Origin of the sequence: Kitasatospora sp. NPDC048298 (genome assembly GCF_043201465.1) — a bacterium.
Lineage (GTDB): Bacteria > Actinomycetota > Actinomycetes > Streptomycetales > Streptomycetaceae > Kitasatospora.
Window position 1 is genome coordinate 13,871 of sequence record NZ_JBICYZ010000032.1, and the last position, 21,339, is coordinate 35,209.

The following is a 21,339-nucleotide window of genomic DNA, read 5'->3' on the forward strand; positions in this document are numbered from 1 at the left end:
GACAAGACAGCGGATCGACGGCGTCCTCGCGGCTACGCTTCGCCCTAGGCGCCCGCACCACAGCAGCGGGCCTTCATTACTGGAGTCACCACAGTGACCGACGTACAGACCCCCGCCACGCACCCCGCACCCGGCGTGCTCAGCAGGATCTTCCGTACCGAACAGGACGGCGCCCCCGGCGACGGTCACGAGCAGGTCGTCCTCTGCCACGACCGCAGCTCGGGCCTGAAGGCGATCATCGCCATCCACTCGACCGCCCTGGGCCCGGCCCTCGGCGGCACCCGCTTCTTCCCGTACGCCTCCGAGGAGGCGGCGCTGGAGGACGCGCTCAACCTGTCCCGCGGGATGTCCTACAAGAACGCGCTGGCCGGACTGGACCTCGGCGGCGGCAAGGCCGTCATCATCGGCGACCCGAACAAGGACAAGAACGAGGCGATGCTCCGGGCCTACGGCCGCTTCGTCGAGTCCCTGCGCGGCCGCTACATCACCGCCTGCGACGTGGGCACCTACGTCCAGGACATGGACGTCATCGCCCGCGAGACCGAGTTCGTGACCGGCCGCTCGCCGGAGCATGGCGGCGCCGGCGACTCGTCCATCCTGACCGCCTTCGGCGTCTTCCAGGGCATGCGCGCCACCGCCCAGGCCCGCTGGGGCCAGCCGACCCTGCGCGGCAAGCGGGTCGGCGTCGCGGGCGTCGGCAAGGTCGGCCACTACCTGGTCGGCCACCTGGTCGCGGACGGTGCCACCGTCGTCGTCACCGACCCCTTCGAGGCCGCGGTCAACCGCGTGCGCGCCGCCCACCCCGAGGTGGAGGTGGTCGCCGACACCGCCGCTCTGCTGCAGGCCAAGCTGGACGTCTACGCCCCCTGCGCCCTCGGCGGCGCGCTGACCGACGACACGGTCGCCGCACTGGGCGAGTTCGGCACCTCGATCGTCTGCGGCGCGGCCAACAACCAGCTGGCCCACCCGGGCGTCGAGAAGGACCTGGCCGACCGCGGCATCCTCTACGCGCCGGACTACCTGGTGAACTCCGGCGGCGTCATCCAGGTCGCCGACGAGATCGACGGCTTCAACTTCGAGCGGGCCAAGAACAAGGCCACGAAGATCTTCGACACCACCCTGGAGATCTTCACCCGGGCCACCGCCGACGGCGTCCCGCCGGCCGTCGCCGCCGACCGCCTGGCCGAGAAGCGGATGCGCGAGATCAGCGCCCTGCGCACGGTGCTGCTGCCGAGCGCCCGCCGCGCCTGATCGGGCCGGCGACCGACCGCGTGACGCGCGGGGGGCAGTCACCACGGCCCCCCGCGCATCACGATGTGGAACCGGATTCTCACTTCTCCGCCCGAACGGGTGATCCGAGGCCCCCTCAGGGGGGATAATCAGTCCTGGAACGACGGACCTCAGACACCTCCGGACAGCGCGAAAATCGCCACAAAACCTCCCTTGACCTGGAAAGACCTCGTCTCGGGTGCGGTCGGTGCGCGCCACGTCACACCGACGACGTACCGTCCAGCGGCGGAAACAGGTACCGTTAATGCTCCAAGGGACGGCTTCTCCCATTCGGGCAGGCGCCGGTCCTGATCATGAACACGTGTCAGACTCGGGGCCGTGAGCCCCATCGTTGAGGGGGTCGACCCATGGGGCGCGGCCGGGCCAAGGCCAAGCAGACGAAGGTCGCCCGCGAGCTGAAGTACAACAGCGGCGGGTTCGACGCTAACCGTCTGTCCAACGAGCTGGGCGTATCGCCGTCCACCTCTTCGATCGAGCCGGAGCCGATCGAGGAAGTGGAGGACGACGACCCCTACGCGGAGTACGCCGCCCGCTACGCCGACCTCGACGACGAGGACGACAGCGGGCCGGGCGCCGGGCCGTCGCAGGCCTCCCGCCGCTCGTAACCACAGCTTTCCCGCAGGCCGGTCCGGACGCCCAGGGCGCCGGGCCGGTCTTCGGCGTTCCCTCGTCCGGGACCGGCCCCTGTCCCCCGGTGGCCCCCACCGCATGCGAGAGGGCCCCTCCGGTGCTCCGGAGGGGCCCTCTCGTCGTCACGTGGCGGGTCAGCTCGCCCGGAAGCCCTCGTAGGCGTTGTAGAGGGCCGCGCCGTCCTCGTGCTCGTCGGTGCGCTCGACGATGTCGCCGAGCAGCCAGGACTCCACGCCGCGGTCCTCCAGGATCGACAGCACGACGTCCACCGAGTGCGGCGGGACGACCGCGACCATGCCGACGCCCATGTTCAGCGTCTTCTCGATCTCCAGGGTGGCCACCCGGCCGACCTCGGCGACGGTCTGGAAGACCGGCAGCGGGGTCCAGGTGCCGCGGTCCAGGCGGGCGTGCAGGCCGGCCGGGATGACCCGGGCCAGGTTGGCCGCCAGGCCGCCGCCGGTGACGTGCGAGAAGGCGTGCACCTCGGTGGCGCGGGTGAGCGCCAGGCAGTCCAGCGAGTAGATCCGGGTCGGCTCCAGCAGCTCCTCACCGAGGGTGCGGCCGAACTCCTCGACCTTGCGGTCCAGCTTCCAGCCGGCCTCGTTCAGCAGCACGTGGCGGACCAGCGAGTAGCCGTTGGAGTGCAGGCCGGAGGCGGCCATCGCGATCACCACGTCGCCGGCCCGGACCCGGTCCGCGCCGAGCAGCGCGTCGGCCTCCACCACGCCGGTGCCGGCGCCCGCGACGTCGTACTCGTCCGGGCCCAGCAGGCCGGGGTGCTCGGCGGTCTCGCCACCGACCAGGGCGCAGCCGGCCAGCGCGCAGCCCTCGGCGATGCCCTTGACGATCGCGGCGACCCGCTCCGGGACGACCTTGCCGACGCAGATGTAGTCGGTCATGAACAGCGGCTCGGCGCCGCACACGACCAGGTCGTCGACGACCATGCCGACCAGGTCGTGGCCGATGGTGTCGTGCTTGTCCATGGCGGCGGCGATGGCCACCTTGGTCCCCACGCCGTCGGTGGCCGAGGCCAGCAGCGGCCGCTCGTAGTTCTTGAAGGCGGACGCGTCGAAGAGGCCGGCGAAGCCGCCGAGACCGCCGACCACCTCGGGGCGGTTGGCCTTCTTCACCCACTGCTTCATGAGCTCGACGGCGCGGTCGCCCGCCTCGATGTCGACACCGGCGGCGGCGTAGGTGGCGCCGTTCTGGTTGCTGGTCACTGCGTGCGGCCCTCTCGGGTCAGGTGGGGGTGGTTCTTCGGAACAGCAGGGGGTGGAACAGCGGTGGGGCCCCGGTTCGCGGGACCCCACCGTCGATTCGTTACGGCCGGCGCAGCGCGTCGGCCGCGCCCGCCCCGCCGAGCAGCGACTGGACGCCGTCCAGGTCGCTGCCGCTGGTCGGCTTGCCGCGGACGGCGGGCTGCGCCTGGCCGCCCTTGATCTCGGCCTCCAGCAGGAGCTTGCCGAGGAGCGCCGGGTCCGGCAGCTCCATCGGGTACTCGCCGTCGAAGCAGGCCCGGCAGAGCTTGTCCTTGGGCTGCTTGGTGGCCTCGATCATGCCGTCGATCGAGATGTAGGCGAGCGAGTCCGCGCCGAGGGTGCGGCCGATCTCCTCGATGGTCATGCCGTTGGCGATCAGCTCCGCGCGGGTGGCGAAGTCGATGCCGAAGAAGCAGGGCCACTTCACCGGCGGCGAGGAGATCCGGATGTGGACCTCGGCGGCGCCCGCCTCGCGCAGCATCTTCACCAGGGCGCGCTGGGTGTTGCCGCGCACGATCGAGTCGTCCACGACCACCAGGCGCTTGCCGGCGATGACCTCGCGCAGCGGGTTGAGCTTGAGCCGGATGCCGAGCTGACGGATGGTCTGGCTGGGCTGGATGAAGGTGCGGCCCACGTAGGCGTTCTTCACCAGGCCGGAGCCGTACGGGATGCCGCTGGCCTCGGCGTAGCCGATCGCGGCGGGGGTGCCGGACTCGGGCGTCGCTATCACCAGGTCGGCCTCGACGGGCGCCTCCTTCGCCAGCCGGCGGCCCATCTCCACGCGGGAGAGGTGCACGTTGCGGCCGGAGATGGAGGTGTCGGGGCGGGCCAGGTAGACGTACTCGAACACGCAGCCCTTGGGCTTGGCCTCGGCGAACCGGGAGCTGCGCATGCCGTTCTCGTCGATGGCGATGAGCTCGCCGGGCTCGACCTCGCGGATGAAGGACGCGCCGCAGATGTCCAGCGCCGCCGTCTCGGAGGCGACCACCCAGCCGCGCTCCAGCCGGCCGAGCACCAGCGGGCGGATGCCCTGCGGGTCGCGGGCGGCGTAGAGGGTGTGCTCGTCCATGAAGACGAGCGAGAAGGCGCCCTTGACCTTGGGCAGCACGACCTTGGCCGTCTCCTCGATGGAGAGGTCCGGGTGGCCGGCGAGCAGGGCCGTCACCAGGTCGGTGTCGTTGGTCGCGGCGGTCCGGCCGGAGCGCGAGACGTGCTCCTCGCCGGGCAGCTCGGCGACCATGGCCGCCAGTTCGGCGGTGTTCACCAGGTTTCCGTTGTGCCCGAGGGCCAGCGAACCGTTGACGGTCGCCCGGAAGGTCGGCTGGGCGTTCTCCCAGACCGAGGAACCGGTGGTCGAGTAGCGGGCGTGTCCGACGGCGATATGCCCGTGCAACGACCCCAGCGAGGCCTCGTCGAAGACCTGGGAGACGAGTCCCATGTCCTTGAAGACGAGAATCTGGGAGCCGTTGCTCACTGCGATGCCCGCGGATTCCTGACCGCGGTGCTGCAGGGCGTAAAGGCCGAAGAACGTGAGCTTGGCGACCTCCTCGCCGGGAGCCCAGACACCGAAGACGCCACAAGCGTCCTGGGGGCCTTTCTCACCGGGAAGAAGATCGTGGTTGAGTCTTCCGTCACCACGTGGCACGTCTTCGAGTCTAGGGCAGTTGACCAGGGCTTCCGGACCCCGGGACTGGGGGTTTGTCCGCCGACCCGGAGTTAACGCGCGTAGACAAAACCCCTTACAGGTCCGGGATTTCGGGTGGGGGGAATTCCGGCGGGTGGCGGTTGGCCTTGTGGTTCGCGCCTGTTGGGAAGTTCGGTGCGTGCGGCGGAGGGGTTCGGGGCACGGAGGAACGTGAGCCTGCTCACCCGGGCTTCCCCCGCCGGTCGCCTGCCGGTCACGTCTCCTTCGCCGGTGCCGTCACGCCGCCGGCAGCAGCAGGCCCCAGGCCCCCGGGTGCACCGTCCAGGTCCGGGCCCGGACCGGGCCGACCGGGTGGCCGTCGGCCTCGTAGCCGAAGCCGCGCCCGACCACCGAGACGCTCGCCGCCCGGGCGCGCACCAGGTCGCCGGAGGCGGCGACCACCACCTCCATCTCGCCCGTCCCGTCCGAGGCGCCGGACGGGAGCGTGACCTGGACCAGCCGGACCGGCCGGTGGACGTCGGCGAGCAGCCGGCCGTCGGCCTCGACCCGGACCCGGGAGCTGTGGTCGGCGCCGTCCGGGGTGAGCACGTTCGCCTGCTCGGCCGCAGCCAGTTTCGCCCATAGCGAACGCCACCCGCCCGTACGGCCCACCGGCCGGCGCGTGCCCCCGCCGGTGATCCGGACCCCGCCCAGGGCCACCCCGCCACCGTCGTCCACCAACAGGTCCAGCCGGCGCGGCGCGCCCGACAGCACCGCCCGCGCGGCCCGGACAGGCTCCCCCGGCACCCCGAGCGCGCGGGCCGCGACCAGCTCCTCCGAGCGCCCGACCGGAACCATCCCCACCGGTTCGGCACCCAGCTCACGCTGGCGATGCAGGGCCTGGAGCACCCTCTGCAACGCGAGGTCGGAACCGATCACGACCGGTCGCCTCCGACCCCGGTGCGAAAGCACCCGGTCGAGCTCGGACGGGTTCTCCGGAAAGGCCACCTTGGCGTCCGCACCCCCGCAGAGCACATCCTTCGCGATCCGCACCGACTCGCCGTCGGTCTGCCGGGCCACCGGGTCGAGGAGCAGCAGGAGCGGCTCCGGGCCGCCGCTAGCAGGCGTGGACAGGGACGACACGACCGGTCCTTCCTCAGGTAATCTCTCGGTGCAAGAGCCCCTTGCGCCATTGCGCCAGGGGCTTCGTCTATCTCGGGGCAGACTGCGGCCTACGCAGGATGCCCCAACCGGAAGGGGTGTACGCCTGTGCCGGCACTCGTGCTCGTTGGCGCTCAGTGGGGAGACGAGGGCAAGGGGAAGGCCACCGACCTCCTCGGCGGTTCCGTCGACTACGTGGTCCGCTACCAGGGCGGCAACAACGCCGGTCACACGGTGGTCATCGGCGACCAGAAGTACGCCCTGCACCTGCTCCCTTCCGGAATCCTCAGCCCGAACGTCACGCCGGTCATCGGCAACGGCGTCGTGATCGACCCGGCCGTGCTGCTCTCCGAGCTGGCCGGCCTGAACGAGCGCGGCATCGACACCTCGAAGCTGCTGATCTCGGGCAACGCCCACCTGATCACGCCGTACCACCGCACCCTGGACAAGGTCACCGAGCGCTTCCTCGGCAAGCGCCGGATCGGCACCACCGGCCGCGGCATCGGCCCGACCTACGCGGACAAGATCAACCGCGTCGGCATCCGGGTCCAGGACCTGTTCGACGAGTCGATCCTGCGCCAGAAGATCGAGGCGGCGCTGCACGACAAGAACCAGGTCCTGGTCAAGCTGTACAACCGCCGCACCATCCCGGCCGACCTCGTGGTCGAGGAGTACCTGGGCTACGCGGAGAAGATCAAGCCCTTCCTCTCCGACACCACCCTCGTCCTGGACCAGGCGCTGAAGGCGGACAAGGTCGTCCTGCTGGAGGGCGGCCAGGGCACCCTGCTCGACGTCGACCACGGCACGTACCCCTTCGTGACCTCGTCGAACCCGACGGCGGGCGGCGCCTGCACCGGCGCCGGCATCGGCCCGACCAAGATCGACCGGGTCATCGGCATCCTCAAGGCCTACACCACCCGCGTCGGCTCCGGCCCGTTCCCGACCGAGCTGCTCGACGAGGACGGCGAGGCGCTGCGCCGGATCGGTGGCGAGCGCGGTGTCACCACCGGCCGCGACCGCCGCTGCGGCTGGTTCGACGCCGTCATCGCGCGCTACGCGACCCGGGTCAACGGCCTCACCGACTTCTTCCTCACCAAGCTGGACGTGCTGACCGGCTGGGAGCAGATCCCGGTCTGCGTCGCGTACGAGATCGACGGCAAGCGGGTCGAGGAGCTCCCCTACAACCAGTCGGACTTCCACCACGCCAAGCCGATCTACGAGACGCTGCCGGGCTGGACCGAGGACATCAGCAAGGCGAAGTCCTTCGCCGAGCTGCCGAAGAACGCCCAGGCGTACGTGAAGGCGCTGGAGGAGATGTCGGGCGCCCCGATCTCGGCCATCGGCGTCGGCCCGGGCCGCGACGAGACGATCCAGATCAACTCGTTCATCTGAGCCCGAGCATCCGAGCCCGAGCGCTTCGAGGGCCCCGCAGGACGCACCGTCCTGCGGGGCCCTTTGCTTCGCCCATCCCCCCAGTTTTGCACTAGTTCAAACATCTATTGCCTCTAGTGCAGAGCCGGGCTACTTTTGGATCATGACCGCGAAGCTGCCCTCACCCGTCGTCCTCACCGGCCGCCACATCCGCCTGGAGCCCCTGGAGCGCCGCCACCTCGCCGACCTCTGGGCCGCCGTCGGCTCCGAGCCCGAGGTCTGGCGCTGGACCATGCACCTCCCGCCGGCCTCGGAGGAGGAGCTCGGCGCGATCATCGACACCCGGATCGCGGAGGCGGCCGCGGGCGAGTCGGTGAACTTCGCCGCCGTCGACCTCGCGACCGGCCGGGCCGTCGGCGCCACCGGCTACCACGACTTCACCGCACAGGACGAGTTCGTGGAGATCGGCGGCACCTGGTACGCCCGCTCGGTCTGGCGCACGGCGGTCAACACCGAGGCCAAGCTGCTGCTGCTCGGCCACGCCTTCGAGGACCTCGGCATGGGCCGCGTCTTCTGGAAGACCGACGCCCGCAACGAGCGCTCCCGCACGGCGATCCAGCGCCTCGGCGCCCAGTACGAGGGGACCTTCCGCCGCCACCGCCGGCGCCCCGACGGCACCTGGCGGGACAGCGCCTACTTCTCGATGCTCGCCGACGAGTGGCCGGCGGCCGAGTCCCGTCTGACCGAACGGCTCTCCCGGGGCTGAGGCGCGGTCCGGCGCCGGGCCGCGACCCGGCGGCCCGGCCCGCAGCGGCTACTTCCGCTTGCCCCGGGCGGCATGGGCCGCGGCCAACTCGCGTTTCGCCGCGCGGAGTTCACAGGGCTGGATGTTCACCAGCCAGACCAGCCAGCCGACGAACAGGACGGCGAGCAGGAGCGCCGACAATCCGGCGACGAGAAGCGCATTCACCGGGACGCGGAAAAGCGCTGGGGAGGGTGGGGCCGGCGGGGAAGGCCTGGTGGCGAGGGGAGGGGCATGGCAGTCTCCGGTCGGTGATTTCGGGCGCCGCGACCATGCATCTGGTGTGTCATGACGGCCGGTCGAGGGCCGATTGACGACTGTTTAGACGGCAACAAGTCAGCGAGTGACACGGATGACCATAGGGTCAAGGTGCCAGAGTTGCTACCGAGCGCGAGGACGTTCACTCCATCGTGGGGTATCCCCCGTTTCAGTAGCTAGGGCCCTGTGTGCGCGGCACACTTCACCGGAAGCATCGACGCCAGCCGCGACCCGGAGAAGAGAGTCATGCCACCCCGCTTGTCGCCGACCGTGCGCCAGCAGCGCCTCGGGATCGAGTTGCGCAGGATGCGCGAACGCGTGGGCGTCACGCCCAAGAGCCTGGCCGCCACCATCGGCACCGACCTGCCCAAGATCTCCCAGATGGAGAACGGGAAGTCGGGGATCAGCGCCGAGCGGCTCCGGATCTGGGCCCGCACCTGCGAATGCGAGGACGGCCCTTATCTGGAAGCCCTGCTGGCGATGACGCAGGACCGGCGCAAGTACTGGTGGGACGGCTACCGCGGCCGGCTGCCGAACGCGATCATCGACATCGCGGAGATGGAACACCACGCGGCCTCCCTGTCCATCCTGAACAGCACCTTCATCCCCGGACTGCTGCAGACCCCGGAGTACGCCGCCGCGGTGTTCGAGCGGCTGCCCCCGCAGTACCGGCAGGAGGCGGAGGTCCGGAAGGCGTTCCGGATCCGGCGCCAGCAGATCTTCGTCGACCACCCGAAGCCGTACAGCGCGTTCCTGCACGAGTCCGCGCTGCGCATGCAGTTCGGCGGTCCGGACGTGCTGCGCGGCCAGTTGCGGAGCCTGCTGGCGAATTCCGAGAGGCCCGGGGTGGAGATCCGGGTGATCCCCTTCAGCGTGCCCACCTACACCGGCTCCGGGGAGAGCCTGTACCTCGCCCGCGGTCCCGTCCCGGAACTCGACACCGTCCAGATCGATCTCTCCCACGGGCCCACATTCGTGCACAACCAGGTCGAACTGGCCTCCTACCGCCGGATCAAGGAGGAGACCGCGGCGATCGCGCTCGGACCGGACGAGTCCCGGGACTTCATCCGGGCCTTGCTGAAAGACTTCGCATGAGTGGCTGGCGCAAGGCCTCGGCCAGCGGTGAGAGCACCGACTGCGTCGAGGTCAGGTCGGCGGGCGAGCTGGTGGAGATCCGCGAGTCGGACCGGCCCGAGGTCGTCGTACGGACCACCCCGCGCAAGTGGGCCGCCTTCGTCCGCGGGGTGAAGTCCGGGGAGTTCGACCGGTACGGCGACTTCACCCGGCCCTGACGTCCGGGCCCGGCGCCCGACGAGGGCTAGGCTTGCAGCCCACAGTGGATCCCTGCGCCTGGCACGGCACTCCGGGTGGGGGTGCGCGTGCGGGAGAAATCGGAGCATCCGAGGATGGCTCGGCACCTGATCACCAGCGCCCTTCCGTACATCAACGGGATCAAGCACCTGGGCAACATGGTCGGGTCCATGCTCCCGGCGGACGTCTACGCCCGCTACCTGCGCCGGCGCGGGCACGAGGTGCTGTTCATCTGCGCCACCGACGAGCACGGCACGCCCGCCGAACTCGCCGCCCAGGAGGCCGGGTTGCCCGTCGCCGAGTTCTGCGCCCGGGCGCACGACGCGCAGCGGGCGGTGTACGACGGCTTCGGGCTCTCCTTCGACCACTTCGGCCGCAGCTCCTCCCCGCAGAACCGGGAGATCACCCAGGAGATCGCCCGCGAACTCCAGCGCAACGGCTTCATCGAGGAGCGCGCGATCCGCCAGGTGTACTCCAACGCCGACGACCGCTTCCTGCCGGACCGCTACATCGTCGGCACCTGCCCGCACTGCGGCTACGACAAGGCCCGCGGCGACCAGTGCGAGAACTGCACCCGGGTGCTGGACCCGACCGACCTGCTGGAGCCGCGCTCGGCGATCAGCGGCAGCTCCGACCTGGAGGTCCGGGAGACCCGCCACCTGTTCCTGCTCCAGTCCAAACTCACCGAGGAGGTCGAGGACTGGGTCGCCGGCCACGCCGACGACTGGCCGGTGCTGGCCTCCTCGATCGCCCGCAAGTGGCTGACCGAGGGCCTCCAGGACCGCTCGATCACCCGCGACCTGGAGTGGGGCGTCCCGGTGCCGGCCGACGTGTGGCCCGAACTGGCCGCCGAGGGCAAGGTGTTCTACGTCTGGTTCGACGCCCCGATCGAGTACATCGGCGCCACCAAGGAGTGGGCGGACGCGGCCCCGGCCGGGCAGCTGCGGGACTGGAAGTCCTGGTGGTACGAGGCCGACGAGACCGTCCGGTACACCGAGTTCATGGGCAAGGACAACGTCCCGTTCCACACCGTGATGTTCCCGGCCACCCTGCTCGGCTCACGCCGCCCGTGGAAGAAGGTCGACTACGTCAAGGCCTTCAACTGGCTGACGTACTACGGCGGGAAGTTCTCCACCAGCCAGCGGCGCGGCGTCTTCGGCAACGACGCCCTGGACCTGCTGCCCGCCGACTACTGGCGCTACTTCATGATGGCGCAGGCACCCGAGTCGGACGACTCCAGCTTCACCTGGGACCTGTTCGCCTCGGTGGTCAACAAGGACCTCGCCGACACCCTCGGCAACTTCGTCAACCGGGTGCTCTCCTTCAGCCGCAAGCGCTTCGGCGACGACGTCCCCGGCGGGCACGCGCCGGGCGAGGCCGAGCAGCGCCTCGGCGAGCAGATCGCCGGCCTGCTCGCCGAGTACGAGGCCCAGCTGGACGCGCTCAACTTCCGCAAGGCGGCGCAGGCCCTGCGCGCGCTGTGGAGCGCGGGCAACGCGTACCTGGACGAGAAGGCGCCCTGGCTCCAGGTGAAGACCGACCCGGACGCGGCGGCGCTGACCCTGCGCACCGCGATGAACCTGATCCACCTGTACGCGGTGGTCTCCGAGCCGTTCGTCCCGACCACGGCCGCGGCGATGCGCGGGGCCTTCGCGCTGCCCGAGGACTCGCCGGCCGCCACCCGCGACTGGATCGCCCCGGAGGAGGCCCGGGCGCTCGACCTGGTGCCGGCCGGGACGGCGTTCACGGTGCCGCCGGTGCTGTTCGCCAAGGTCACGGAGGACGACCTGGCGGCCTGGACGGAGCGCTTCGGCGGCTCGGCGGGGTAGCGGACGCACGGTGGCGGGGCCCGGGACCTCCATCGCGGGCCCCGCCGCCGTCATGCCCCCGCCGTCTCCCCGGCCACCCAGGCGAGGTAACCCGGGCTGCCGCCCGTCACCGGCACGGCGATCAGCTCGGGCGTCTCGTAGGAGTGCCGCCCGGCCACGAACGCGCCCAGCCGGTCCACGAGTTCGGCCCTGGTCTTGAGATCGATCCGCCACTCCCCGGCGTCCTGCACCTCGCCGTCCCACCAGTACACCGACCGTACGGGGTACACCTGGGCGCAGGCCGCCAGCCGCTCCCGCACCACGGCGGACGCCAGGGCCCTGGCCTGCTCCTCGCTCTCGTGGGTCGTGGTCACCACGACGAAGCGCTGCTCGCTCGCTGCCATGCCCCGACGGTACCCGGGCCGCAATCCCGTTGCCCGGCCCGTGGACGGTTGCCACGATCACCCGATGACGACCTTCACCAGCCACGACGGCACCCGGCTCCGCTTCCGGGTCCTCGGCGAGGGCGAGCCGCTACTCGTCCTCGCCGGCGGCGCGATGCGCGACTCCGCGTACCTCGGCGACCTCGGCGGCCTCTCCGCGCACCGCGCCCTGCACGTCCTCGACCTGCGTGGAACGGGCCGGTCGGAGCACCCGGCCGACCCGACGAGCTACCGGGTGGACCGGCAGGTGGCGGACGTCGAGGCCTTCCGGGCGCACCTCGGGCTCGACCGGGTGGACGTCCTCGCCCACTCCGCCGGCTGCTCGCTCGCCGTCCTGTACGCGCTGCGCCACCCACGAGGAGTGGTACCCGGCCGCCCGGGCCGCCGTCCGCACCGCCTTCGCCGGGGGCGCCGCCGACGCGGACGACCTGGCGCCGCTCTTCCACGGCGACTGGAACGCCGTCGCCCGCGCCCACGAAGCCACCCGCGCCGCCCAGAGCCACCCGGCGGCCGCCGTCGTGTACCACGGCGGCGGCTACGAACCCGCTGCCGTTCGCGCCGCCGTCGCCGAACTCGCCTCCCCCGCACTGTTGTTGGCCGGCGCGTACGACCCCGACCCGCGGCCCGGGGCAGTCCGCGCCACGGCCGCGCTGTTCCGCCACGCCCGTACCGCCGTCCAGCCCGCCGCCGGCCACTACCCGTGGCTGGACGACCCGGCCGTGTTCCGCCGGACGGTGGCCGACTTCCTCACCCGCTGACGCCGCGGGCCGGACGGGCCCGCGGCCGGCGGGTCAGTCCCGGCGGGCCGTGTGGACGGTCATCGCGGAGAGGTAGAAGGCGTCCGGGCGGTGCAGGATGCCGGTCGGGGCGTCCTCGGCGAGCAGGGCCTCCAGGGTGGCCCGGTCCTCGGCGTCGAGCTGCTCGGCGAGCTGGTCGTACCGCCGGGTCAGCTGGGTGTGCAGGTAGCCGCGCACCGGTCCGGCGAGCGGGGCCGGGCGGTCGACCAGGAAGGTGCGGGTCCCGGTCGGGGTCAGCCCGGCCCGCCGCAGCATGGCCGGCCAGTCCTCGATCTCCCGGGTGCTGTCGGGCAGTTCGGCCCGCATGGTGCTGAAGCCGTCCTCGTGCGCGGCGTCCATCCGGGCCTGGAAGCCGGGCCGGCCGAGGCCGAAGTCGCGCGGCAGGTAGCGCGCCGACAGGCCGCTCTCGGCGACGGCGAGCAGACCGCCCGGCCGCAGCACCCCGGCGAGCGAGGTGAGCGCGGCCTGCTGGTCACCCAGGTGGTGGATGGCGTTGCCGGACCAGATCAGGTCGGCCTCGCCGAGCTTGCCGAACTCGGCGGGCAGGTCGGCCTGTCGGGTGCCGAGCCGGCCGCCGGAGCGGGTCCGGGCGCGCTCCAGCAGGGCGGCCGACTGGTCGACGGCCACCACCTCGGCCGCCGGGAAGACCTCCGCCAGCAGTCCGGCGATCACCCCCGGGCCGCTGCCGACGTCGAGGACCCGCCGCACCCCGCCCTCCCCGTGCAGGCCGAGCAGCCACCGGCCGGCCTCGGTGACGGCGTCGGCCCGCAGGTCGGCCTCCAGCTCCAGGTGCGCGGCGAGCGCGTCCCAGTCGAAGTCGGCGGCGGGGACGTGCCCGTGGGCGTGGCCGTGGCCGTGGGAGTGCCCGTGCGAGTGGGCGTGGTCGTGCTGGTGCGCTGACATCCGGATTCTCCGATCGTGGGTTGACGAAAGCTTCCCCGCTCAGGCGGGCAGGGCGGCACCGGACGCGCGGTACCGCCGCACCGCCCGGTCGACCTCCTCCGCCACGAGGTCGTGGTCGAGCGCGAAGGCGGCCGCCGCGCCGGGACCGGTGCCGAGCACCCCGAGCGGCCGGTCGCGGACCTCCCAGGCGTGGCAGTACGGGCAGTGCGGCACGTCGCGGCCCACCGCTCGACCAGGCCCGGCAGCTCCGGCGCCGACCACCACCGCGTCGTAGCGCTCGCTCCTCCCGATCCCGGCCGTCTCGCCCACGGCGCTCACCTCCACCGCCAGGCTGCGGCCCGCCTCACGGAACCGGCAAGCTTTCTTGCTGCCTCGGCAAACCCCGACCTCAGCGAACCCCGACCTCGGCGAACCCCGACCTCAGCGCACCCCGGCCGACCCACCTGTCCGCCGCCAGTACGACCGGGCGGCCACCACCAGCGCGACCCCGTACCCGGCGAACCCGCACATCCCGACCCAGCCGACCTCCAACGCGCTCTGCTCACTGGCGAAGGCGCCCAGCCTGATCCGCGTCACCCCGGCGGTGCACAGCGTCAGGTAGCCGATCCCAACCACCCCGTACGGCGCCAGCGTGGCCGCGCCCAGCAGGGCCGGGGTGAGCGGCAGCCAGCGCGGCACCCGGCGGCCGCGCAGCGGCAGCGTCCAGCGCGGGAAGACCTGCCCCCACGGCCGGACCAGCCCCCAGAGCAGGAACACCCCGAGCAGCGCCAGCAGCATCGTGCCGTCGAGCCCCCAGCGCTCCAGGGTGAGCCAGAGCCCGGAGGATCCGTTGCGCACGTAGTCGGCGTACATCCGGTCGCCGCCGACTCCGGCGAAGGAACCGCCGAGCGCCCAGACCAGCTTCATCAGCACGTACGGCGCGAACGCCAGGGTCCCCGCCCAGGCGGCGAGTTGGACGAGCGGCGGAGCCGCCGTGGGAGCGGGAACGGCCCGACCGCCCCGACCACCGCGGGCTCCGGGCCGCAGCCCCAGGGCGGTGCGGGCCAGCAGCACCGCGCCCACCGCCGCCAGGGCGCGCTCCACCGAGTCGGGGACGCTGTCCACCGACTGGCCGAACAGCAGCGTCACCCCGTCCATCAGCAGACCCCAGGCCCCCACCGCGGCCACCCCGCACAGCGCCCACAGCAGCCGCCGGAACCATCGGAGCCGGAGCACCGGCCGCCGCCGCACCACCGCCAGGCCGGCGGCGGCCGAGGCCACCCCCACTCCGGCCACCACCCACCCCGACCGCCCCGCCCCGAACAGCTCCGTCCCGCTCAGCGCGCACCCCAGCCCGAACCCGGCGGACCCGAGGCCCCAGCCGGTCATCGCCCACCCGTTTCTCACCATGCCTCCAGGCTCGCCCGCGCCGCCCGCACCGCCCCTCCCCCGGCGCGGTGATCCGGCTCCCCCACCCGGGGGAACCGGGCGGCCCCCGAAGCGCGACACGATGCTCCACGGCGCGAGACAGTGGCGCCATGAAGACCATCACGCAGCGCGAACTCGCGGCGCGGTCCAGGGCCGTACTCGATGACGTCGAAGCCGGCGAGATCTACCGCATCACCCGCGACGGTGCGGAGATCGCCGAGATCCGGCCGATCGGCAACCGCCGACGCTTCATTCCCGTGGCGGAGCTCCAACGCAGGTGACGGAGCGCTCCCGCGGTCGATGCCGCGCGGATGCGGGCCGAGGCCGACGCCTTCCACGGCGACGAGGACCGAGTCAGCGGCGACCCCTGGGGGCGCGCGTGAACGGACGGCACCGGCCCGGCCGGCTCGACGCCCACACGGCGACCGGTCTTCCTCGGCTCCCACCGGTCGAGGCCGCCGTGGCTTCCGTCCTGCCGGCCGAGTTCTCCCAGGACGTCGCCACGGCCGAGGCCCCGGTACGGACAGCGGCCGGGACCCGACGGCCGGCGGGCGTGGAGGCGGGGTGCGCCGCTCTCCCGGCCGACCGTGAGGCCGCCCGGTCGCGGCGGCCTCGGCGGCCGGGCAAGCCCGGGCTCACCCCCTCGGCGCGGCGAAGCAGTGGACGGTGACGGTCCGCCCGGAGGCCCACCGCTGGTCGCCACCGCCGAGGTGGGTCCAGCCGAGGCGGCGGTAGAGGGCCACCGCGGCGGTGTCGGTGGCGAGCACGTCGAGCACCGGGTGCAGGCCGAGCGCCCGCGCGTGCGCCACGGCGCAGGCCAGCAGCCGGGCGCCGATGAGGCGGCCGCGCGCCCCGGGGGCGACGTACAGCCGGCCGATCACGGTGGCGAGTTCCGGGCGGCCGCCGGTGCGGTGGCTCCACAGGGCGGGGGCGAGGTCGCCCGGGGCGCTGCGGGCGACGCCCACGTGGCCGACGAGCCGGCCGTCCGACTCGGCGACCCAGGCGGCCAGCAGGCCGTCCGGGGTCAGCCAGACGGCGGGGCGGTCGGGCCAGTCGGCGGGGTAGCCGTCGGCGGCGTGGACGTCGGCCAGCACCCGGACGCAGTCGGCGAGGTCGTCGGCGCGGCGCGGTCGGACCACCACCCCCGCCCCGGCCTGCCGTGGGTCGGACGCGACGACGGTGGCGCGTTCTTCTAGGTCTGCCATGCCGGTACGTTACCGGCCGGGCCTCACCGTCGCAGCAGGTCGACGACCCCGGACAGGTCCTCCTCGCCGCTGCCGATCTCCAGTCGACGCTCCATCAACCGGAAGTACGGCTCGATCAGTTCGGGGCTCACCCCCTGCTCCTCGGCGGTGCGCAGCATGGTCCCCTTGGCGGCCACCTGCATCGCCAGGCTGGACACCACGCCCTTGGTGTAGTCGCCGCTCTCCAGCTGTTCCGCGGTCGTGCCCACCGAGTGGGACATCGCGGAGATCCAGCCGCCCAGCAGCGGCGCCAGCTCGCTCGGGGCCACGGACTCGCCCCGGATCAGCGCGAAGGCGTGCGCGACCCCGGCGAACATCCCGTACATCCCGCTGAGCAGCGCCACGTCGTACAGCGCCGCGTGCCCGGCGTCCGCGCCCACGTACCGGGTGCCGGCCGGGGCGGTGAGGGTGTCCCGGTGCTCCTCGAACAGCTCGGCCGAGCCACCGTAGAACACGTACCCGCCGGCGGTCGGGACGCCGATCATCGGCGGGACGGCCATGATCGCGCCGTCCAGGTAGCGGGCGCCGTGCCGCTCGGCCCAGGCGGCGCGCAGGCGGGACTGCCCGGGGGTGTTGGTGACCAGGTTGACCAGGTCCCTGCCGGTCAGGTCGGCGCCGTCCAGCGCCTCCAGCACGGAGTCGTCGTCGAGCAGGCAGACGACGACCAGCCGGTTCGCGGCGACGGCCTCCGCGGCGGTGGCGGCGACGGTGGCACCGCGGGCGGCGAGCGCTTCGGCGCGGGCGGCGGTGCGGTTCCAGACGGTCAGCGGGTGCCCGGCGGCGAGCCAGGCCTCGGCCAGCGCGGTGCCCATCGCACCGAGGCCGAGCAGGGTGAGCGGGGTCTTCGACGGGTCGTCAGCGGGGTTGGTTGCCATGGCAGTCAGCCTCCGTGCGACCCCGGGAAACGATCAAGTACGCACTTCGAAGTGGGCGGTTACCCTGGGGTGAGCATCGAGCTCGCGGGGACCGGGAGGGGTGGGCATGGCGATCGTGCCGAGGCCGGGGGCGCACGTCTGCGGGACGGACGCCGCGATGGACGTGATCGCCGGCCGGTGGAAGGTGTCGATCCTCTGGGCCCTGGGCGAACGCCCGCGCTGCCGCTTCGGCGAGCTGCGCCGACTGCTGCCGGGCATCACCGAGAAGGTGCTGGCCGCGCACCTGCGCGAGATGGAGGCGGACGGCATCGTGCACCGGGAGGCGTACGAGGAGGTGCCGCCGCGGGTCGAGTACGAGCTGACCGAGGCGGGGCGCCGGCTCAACACGGCGCTGGGGCCGCTGGGGGACTGGGGGGAGCAGCACCTCCTGGGCAGGGCGCCGCACCCGGCGTAGCGCCCCCGAACGCCCGGCCCGGCCCGGCCGCCGAACGCCCGGCCCGGCACCCTAGGGCCCGGCCCGGCGCCCGGAGCGGCCGTCAGGCGATCGCGGCCGACACCACCGCCGCCACCGCGATGTTGCAGGCGGCGGAGACCCACACCGCCGGGTGCGGCTCCGGCTCGACCAGGATCGCGCCGAGCTTGCCCGGCGTCAGCAGGTCCACCAGCCAGAACGCGACGGCCATCAGCACCAGCCCGAGCAGGCCGTAACAGGCCGTCGAGACCAGGCCCTTGGCGAAGTCGGCGTAGGTGTACATGATCGCGGTGAAGACGATGCCGCCGATGCCGAGCAGCGCGGAGCTGAGCAGGACGGCGGCGTTGCGGTTGCGCTCGACCCAGATCTGGTGGCCGAGCCTGCCGGGCGTCAGCAGGTCGACCAGGCCGATGCCGAGGAGCAGCAGCACCACGCCGAGGGCGCCGTAGGCGGCCGCCGCGCCGAGCCCGTGCAGGATGTCGTTCATCGTGGTTCCAGCCCCCGGTCCGCTCACGCCGTGCCCCTCGACCGTGCCGGTCAGGGCCCCCGACCGGCACGGTCAAGGGTTGGCAAAAGATACCCCACCCGGGTGAGGGGCGGACCGGGATCCGGAAACCGGGGACGGGTCAGTCCTCCTCCCGCACCAGGTGGTCGACGCAGGCCGCGACGGCCAGCAGCAGACCGGTGTCGGCGCCGTCGGCGATCTCCACCCCGTAGGTGTCCCGGATCCGGAACCACTTGCGGCTGATCCTGGCCAGCTCGTCGCCGTGCTGGTTCTCGATCCGGTAGTCCTTGTCGATCAGGTTGCCGTGGATCTTCAGCTCGCCGCCGGAGGCCAGCTCCACCAGGTACTTGTCCCGGAACGGGGTGAACAGCTTCTCCCGGACGGTGGCGACCACCTCGCCGTCGGCGTCCTCGATCTTCATCGCGTCGCGGACGGTGAGCATCTTCTCCTTCACCACCGCGACCACCCGCCCGTGCGCGTCCTTCAGTTCGAAGGTGTCCCGCAGCCGCAGCACCTTGCCGTCCACCAGGTACGCCTTGTGGCCCCGGTCGTCCTCGATCCAGTAGTCCTCGCCGACCGCGAACAGCTTCTCCCTGACCAGATACCGCACCGTACGACCTCCTCCGTGTCGACGTCCGTTGACGTCGTCCCATTCGACCCCGGGCCCCCGGCCGCGGAAAAGCACCGCCACGGGGACACCGGCCGGAAACCGCGTCGCGCGGCGGCCCCCGATCCCCTTCAATACCGCCATGCACCCCGACCTCACCACCGCCGAACTGCGCAGCGAGCGCCTCGACCTGCTGCCGATCGCCCCCGCGCACGCCGAGGAGCTGGCGGCCGCGCTCGCCGACCCGGCCCTGCACACCCACACCGGCGGCCGCCCGGCCACCGTCGAGGAGCAGCGCGCCCGCTGCGCGCGGCTCGCCGCGGGCTCCCCCGACCCGGCCGAGGCCTGGGGCAACTGGGTACTGCGGCTGCGCGCCGACGGCGCCCTCACCGGCTACGTGCAGACCACCGTCCGCCCCGACGAGGCCGAACTCGCCTGGGTGGTCGGCGCCCCCTGGCAGCGCCGCGGCCTGGCCACCGAGGCCGCCCGCGCCCTGCTCGCCCACCTCGCCGCCGCCGGCGTCCCCACCGCCGTCGCCCACATCCACCCCGACCACCACGCCTCCGCCGGGGTCGCCCGCGCCCTCGGCCTGCACCCCACCGCCCGCACCCAGGACGGCGAGACCCGCTGGCAGGCCGACCTCACCCGGAATGCGGGCCCCCGCCGTGCGGTTTGATTGACGCATGGCATCTCGTGCACGTGTACGCGCCCCCGAACTCGTCGGGGCAGGCGGTTGGCTGAACACCGGCGGCAAGGAGCTCACCCTCGCCGACTTCCGCGGCAAGATCACCATTCTGGACTTCTGGACCTTCTGCTGCATCAACTGTCTGCACGTCCTGGACGAGCTGCGGGAGCTGGAGGAGAAGCACCGCGACACCGTGGTGATCGTCGGGGTGCACTCGCCGAAGTTCGTGCACGAGGCCGACCACGCGGCCGTCGTGGACGCCGTCGCCCGCTACGAGGTGCACCACCCCGTGCTGGACGACCCGGCGCTGGCCACCTGGAAGCAGTACGCGGTACGGGCCTGGCCGACGCTGGTGGTGATCGACCCGGAGGGCTATGTGGTCGCCCAGCACGCCGGCGAGGGCCACGCCCACGCGCTCGCCCGGCTGGTCGAGGAGCTGGAGGCCGAGCACGCCGCGAAGGGCACGCTGCGCCGCGGCGACGGCCCGTACGTGGCGCCGGAGCCGACCGCCGGGGACCTCAAGTTCCCGGGCAAGGCGCTCCGGCTGCCGAACAGCCACTTCCTGGTCGCCGACTCCGGCCACCACTCGCTGGTCGAGCTGGCCGAGGACGGCGAGACGGTGGTGCGCCGGATCGGCGACGGGCGGCGCGGTCTGGTGGACGGCGACGGCACGGACGGTGCCGGCCCGCGGTTCAGCGAGCCGCAGGGCCTCGCACTGCTGCCGGAGGGCTCGGAGTACGACGTGGTCGTCGCCGACACGGTCAACCACGCCCTGCGCGGCGTCCGGCTCGCCGACGGCCTGGTGACCACCCTGGCCGGCACCGGCCGGCAGTGGTGGCAGGGCTCGGCCACCGAGGGCCCGGCCCGCGAGGTGGACCTCTCCTCGCCGTGGGACGTCGCCTGGTTCGACGGCCGGGTGTGGATCGCGATGGCCGGCGTGCACCAGCTGTGGTCGTACGACCCGGCCGCCGGCACGGTCGCGGTCGCGGCCGGCACCACCAACGAGGGCCTGGTGGACGGGCCCGTCACCGAGGCCTGGTTCGCCCAGCCGTCCGGCCTCGCGGTCTCGGCGGACGGCGAGCGGCTCTGGGTGGCGGACTCCGAGACCTCCGCGCTGCGCTGGGTTTCACGTGAAACACGAACGGTCCACACCGCCGTCGGCACCGGCCTGTTCGACTTCGGCCACCGCGACGGCGCGGCCGACCAGGCGCTGTTCCAGCACCCGCTGGGCGTCACCGTGCTGCCGGACGGCTCGGTGGCCGTCGCCGACACCTACAACCACGCGCTGCGCCGCTACGACCCGGCGAGCGGCGAGGTCAAAACGCTGGCCACCGACCTGCGCGAGCCCTCCGGCGCGGTGCTGGTGGACGGCGACGTGGTGGTGGTCGAGTCGGCCCGGCACCGGCTGACCAGGCTGCGGCTGCCGGAGGAGGCGGTGCGGGTCGAGTCGGTGGCGCACCGCACCCAGCGCGCGGCCACCGAGGTCGCCCCGGGCGCCTTCCGGCTGGACGTGGTCTTCGAGGCGCCGAACGGCCAGAAGCTGGACGAGCGCTACGGCCCGTCCACCCGGCTGCTGGTCAGCGCGACCCCGCCCGAGCTGCTGGTCTCCGGAGCCGGCGCGGACAGCGACCTCTCCCGCGAGCTGGTGCTCTCCGCCGAGGTCGCCGAGGGCGTGCTGCACGTCTCGGCGATGGCCGCCTCCTGCGACGACGACCCGGAGATCGAGTACCCGGCCTGCCACGTGCACCAGCAGGACTGGGGCGTGCCGGTGAAGCTGGTCGCCGACGGCGCCCGCCGCCTCCCGCTGGTCCTGGCCGGGATGGAGTAGACCCCCGGAGTACACGGAGCGGAGCAAGCGGGAAGGGGCCCGGCGAACGAACGCCGGGC

23 protein-coding genes and 1 pseudogene are annotated in these 21,339 nt (G+C 72.8%); 12 read left to right on the forward strand and 12 right to left on the reverse strand.

All coding sequences use genetic code 11. The features are described from left to right. Positions 1 to 93 precede the first annotated feature (93 nt). Both ACGF0D_RS23165 and ACGF0D_RS23170 read left to right on the forward strand, forming a co-directional pair. Entirely contained in the window at positions 94 to 1,251 is a 1,158-nt protein-coding gene (locus ACGF0D_RS23165) for a Glu/Leu/Phe/Val dehydrogenase dimerization domain-containing protein (RefSeq protein WP_392881775.1), read from the forward strand. A 386-nt stretch (positions 1,252 to 1,637) separates the two neighbouring features. Further along, on the forward strand, positions 1,638 to 1,895 hold the full coding sequence (locus tag ACGF0D_RS23170; RefSeq protein ID WP_392881772.1) for a DUF3073 domain-containing protein: 258 nt from the start codon (positions 1,638 to 1,640) through the stop codon (positions 1,893 to 1,895). 159 nt (positions 1,896 to 2,054) lie between these two features. Here the strand turns inward: ACGF0D_RS23170 and purM are convergent, their stop codons facing one another. From purM to ACGF0D_RS23185, 3 genes are all read right to left on the reverse strand, one after another. Further along, positions 2,055 to 3,140, reverse strand: coding sequence for a phosphoribosylformylglycinamidine cyclo-ligase (gene purM, locus ACGF0D_RS23175; protein WP_392881770.1), 1,086 nt, complete (start codon positions 3,138 to 3,140; stop codon positions 2,055 to 2,057). A 100-nt stretch (positions 3,141 to 3,240) separates the two neighbouring features. Continuing rightward, positions 3,241 to 4,824: an amidophosphoribosyltransferase gene (purF, locus tag ACGF0D_RS23180; RefSeq protein ID WP_392881767.1), complete on the reverse strand. Its 1,584-nt coding sequence runs from the start codon at positions 4,822 to 4,824 to the stop codon at positions 3,241 to 3,243. Between the two features lie 276 nt (positions 4,825 to 5,100). Continuing rightward, a complete protein-coding gene (locus ACGF0D_RS23185; protein ID WP_392881765.1) occupies positions 5,101 to 5,946 on the reverse strand; it encodes a diacylglycerol kinase in 846 nt (281 codons plus the stop codon). A 126-nt stretch (positions 5,947 to 6,072) separates the two neighbouring features. Between ACGF0D_RS23185 and ACGF0D_RS23190 the strand changes: the two genes are divergently transcribed. Then, positions 6,073 to 7,356, forward strand: a complete 1,284-nt coding sequence (locus ACGF0D_RS23190) for an adenylosuccinate synthase (RefSeq protein ID WP_392881763.1) — start codon at positions 6,073 to 6,075, stop codon at positions 7,354 to 7,356. A gap of 142 nt (positions 7,357 to 7,498) precedes the next feature. Beyond that, entirely contained in the window at positions 7,499 to 8,101 is a 603-nt protein-coding gene (locus ACGF0D_RS23195; RefSeq protein ID WP_392919067.1) for a GNAT family N-acetyltransferase, read from the forward strand. 48 nt (positions 8,102 to 8,149) lie between these two features. On the opposite strand, the gene ACGF0D_RS23200 is transcribed toward ACGF0D_RS23195, so the two are convergent. Further along, positions 8,150 to 8,281, reverse strand: a complete 132-nt coding sequence (locus ACGF0D_RS23200) for a hypothetical protein (RefSeq protein ID WP_392881759.1) — start codon at positions 8,279 to 8,281, stop codon at positions 8,150 to 8,152. 360 nt (positions 8,282 to 8,641) lie between these two features. Here ACGF0D_RS23200 and ACGF0D_RS23205 point away from each other — a divergent pair, with 360 nt between their 5' ends. From ACGF0D_RS23205 to metG, 3 genes are all read left to right on the forward strand, one after another. Then, complete coding sequence (locus ACGF0D_RS23205) at positions 8,642 to 9,490, forward strand: helix-turn-helix domain-containing protein (RefSeq protein WP_392919070.1); 849 nt, start codon at positions 8,642 to 8,644, stop codon at positions 9,488 to 9,490. Next, positions 9,487 to 9,687 (forward strand): DUF397 domain-containing protein, encoded by a 201-nt coding sequence (locus ACGF0D_RS23210; protein WP_392881754.1) that lies wholly within the window; start codon positions 9,487 to 9,489, stop codon positions 9,685 to 9,687. The genes ACGF0D_RS23205 and ACGF0D_RS23210 overlap by 4 nt, the downstream gene beginning before the upstream one ends. Positions 9,688 to 9,801: 114 nt before the next feature. Then, entirely contained in the window at positions 9,802 to 11,535 is a 1,734-nt protein-coding gene (gene metG / locus ACGF0D_RS23215) for a methionine--tRNA ligase (protein ID WP_392919072.1), read from the forward strand. A 50-nt stretch (positions 11,536 to 11,585) separates the two neighbouring features. Here metG and cutA read toward each other — a convergent pair whose 3' ends face one another. Beyond that, positions 11,586 to 11,918, reverse strand: a complete 333-nt coding sequence (gene cutA, locus ACGF0D_RS23220; protein WP_392919075.1) for a divalent-cation tolerance protein CutA — start codon at positions 11,916 to 11,918, stop codon at positions 11,586 to 11,588. A 154-nt stretch (positions 11,919 to 12,072) separates the two neighbouring features. Here cutA and ACGF0D_RS23225 point away from each other — a divergent pair. Then, positions 12,073 to 12,258, forward strand: a pseudogene (locus tag ACGF0D_RS23225) (alpha/beta fold hydrolase); the annotation flags it as partial. 490 nt (positions 12,259 to 12,748) lie between these two features. On the opposite strand, the gene ACGF0D_RS23230 reads toward ACGF0D_RS23225, so the two are convergent. The 3 genes from ACGF0D_RS23230 to ACGF0D_RS23240 form a co-directional block, all read right to left on the reverse strand. Next, positions 12,749 to 13,657: a class I SAM-dependent methyltransferase gene (locus tag ACGF0D_RS23230; protein ID WP_392881746.1), complete on the reverse strand. Its 909-nt coding sequence runs from the start codon at positions 13,655 to 13,657 to the stop codon at positions 12,749 to 12,751. Between the two features lie 39 nt (positions 13,658 to 13,696). Beyond that, positions 13,697 to 13,966 (reverse strand): hypothetical protein, encoded by a 270-nt coding sequence (locus ACGF0D_RS23235; RefSeq protein WP_392881744.1) that lies wholly within the window; start codon positions 13,964 to 13,966, stop codon positions 13,697 to 13,699. A 111-nt stretch (positions 13,967 to 14,077) separates the two neighbouring features. After that, positions 14,078 to 15,046 (reverse strand): hypothetical protein, encoded by a 969-nt coding sequence (locus ACGF0D_RS23240; RefSeq protein WP_392919078.1) that lies wholly within the window; start codon positions 15,044 to 15,046, stop codon positions 14,078 to 14,080. A 128-nt stretch (positions 15,047 to 15,174) separates the two neighbouring features. Here ACGF0D_RS23240 and ACGF0D_RS23245 point away from each other — a divergent pair, with 128 nt between their 5' ends. Continuing rightward, positions 15,175 to 15,345, forward strand: coding sequence for a type II toxin-antitoxin system Phd/YefM family antitoxin (locus ACGF0D_RS23245; RefSeq protein ID WP_392919080.1), 171 nt, complete (start codon positions 15,175 to 15,177; stop codon positions 15,343 to 15,345). Positions 15,346 to 15,699: 354 nt separating this feature from the next. On the opposite strand, the gene ACGF0D_RS23250 is transcribed toward ACGF0D_RS23245, so the two are convergent. Next, positions 15,700 to 16,269, reverse strand: coding sequence for a GNAT family N-acetyltransferase (locus ACGF0D_RS23250; RefSeq protein ID WP_392881737.1), 570 nt, complete (start codon positions 16,267 to 16,269; stop codon positions 15,700 to 15,702). A gap of 23 nt (positions 16,270 to 16,292) precedes the next feature. After that, the gene (locus tag ACGF0D_RS23255) at positions 16,293 to 17,183 is read right to left on the reverse strand and encodes an NAD(P)-dependent oxidoreductase (protein WP_392919083.1); all 891 of its coding nucleotides are present in this window, start codon (positions 17,181 to 17,183) and stop codon (positions 16,293 to 16,295) included. Between the two features lie 106 nt (positions 17,184 to 17,289). On the opposite strand from ACGF0D_RS23255, the gene ACGF0D_RS23260 reads away from it, so the two are divergent. Then, positions 17,290 to 17,637 (forward strand): winged helix-turn-helix transcriptional regulator, encoded by a 348-nt coding sequence (locus tag ACGF0D_RS23260; protein ID WP_392881732.1) that lies wholly within the window; start codon positions 17,290 to 17,292, stop codon positions 17,635 to 17,637. Between the two features lie 82 nt (positions 17,638 to 17,719). Here the strand turns inward: ACGF0D_RS23260 and ACGF0D_RS23265 are convergent, their stop codons facing one another. Further along, positions 17,720 to 18,142, reverse strand: coding sequence for a DUF350 domain-containing protein (locus ACGF0D_RS23265; protein WP_392881730.1), 423 nt, complete (start codon positions 18,140 to 18,142; stop codon positions 17,720 to 17,722). A 139-nt stretch (positions 18,143 to 18,281) separates the two neighbouring features. Next, positions 18,282 to 18,770, reverse strand: coding sequence for an LURP-one-related/scramblase family protein (locus ACGF0D_RS23270; protein WP_392881727.1), 489 nt, complete (start codon positions 18,768 to 18,770; stop codon positions 18,282 to 18,284). A 139-nt stretch (positions 18,771 to 18,909) separates the two neighbouring features. On the opposite strand from ACGF0D_RS23270, the gene ACGF0D_RS23275 reads away from it, so the two are divergent. Then, positions 18,910 to 19,443: a GNAT family N-acetyltransferase gene (locus tag ACGF0D_RS23275; RefSeq protein ID WP_392919085.1), complete on the forward strand. Its 534-nt coding sequence runs from the start codon at positions 18,910 to 18,912 to the stop codon at positions 19,441 to 19,443. Between the two features lie 7 nt (positions 19,444 to 19,450). After that, positions 19,451 to 21,280 carry an NHL domain-containing thioredoxin family protein gene (locus ACGF0D_RS23280; protein WP_392919088.1) on the forward strand — a complete coding sequence of 610 codons (1,830 nt, stop codon included), beginning with the start codon at positions 19,451 to 19,453 and terminating at the stop codon, positions 21,278 to 21,280. Positions 21,281 to 21,339 lie beyond the last annotated feature (59 nt).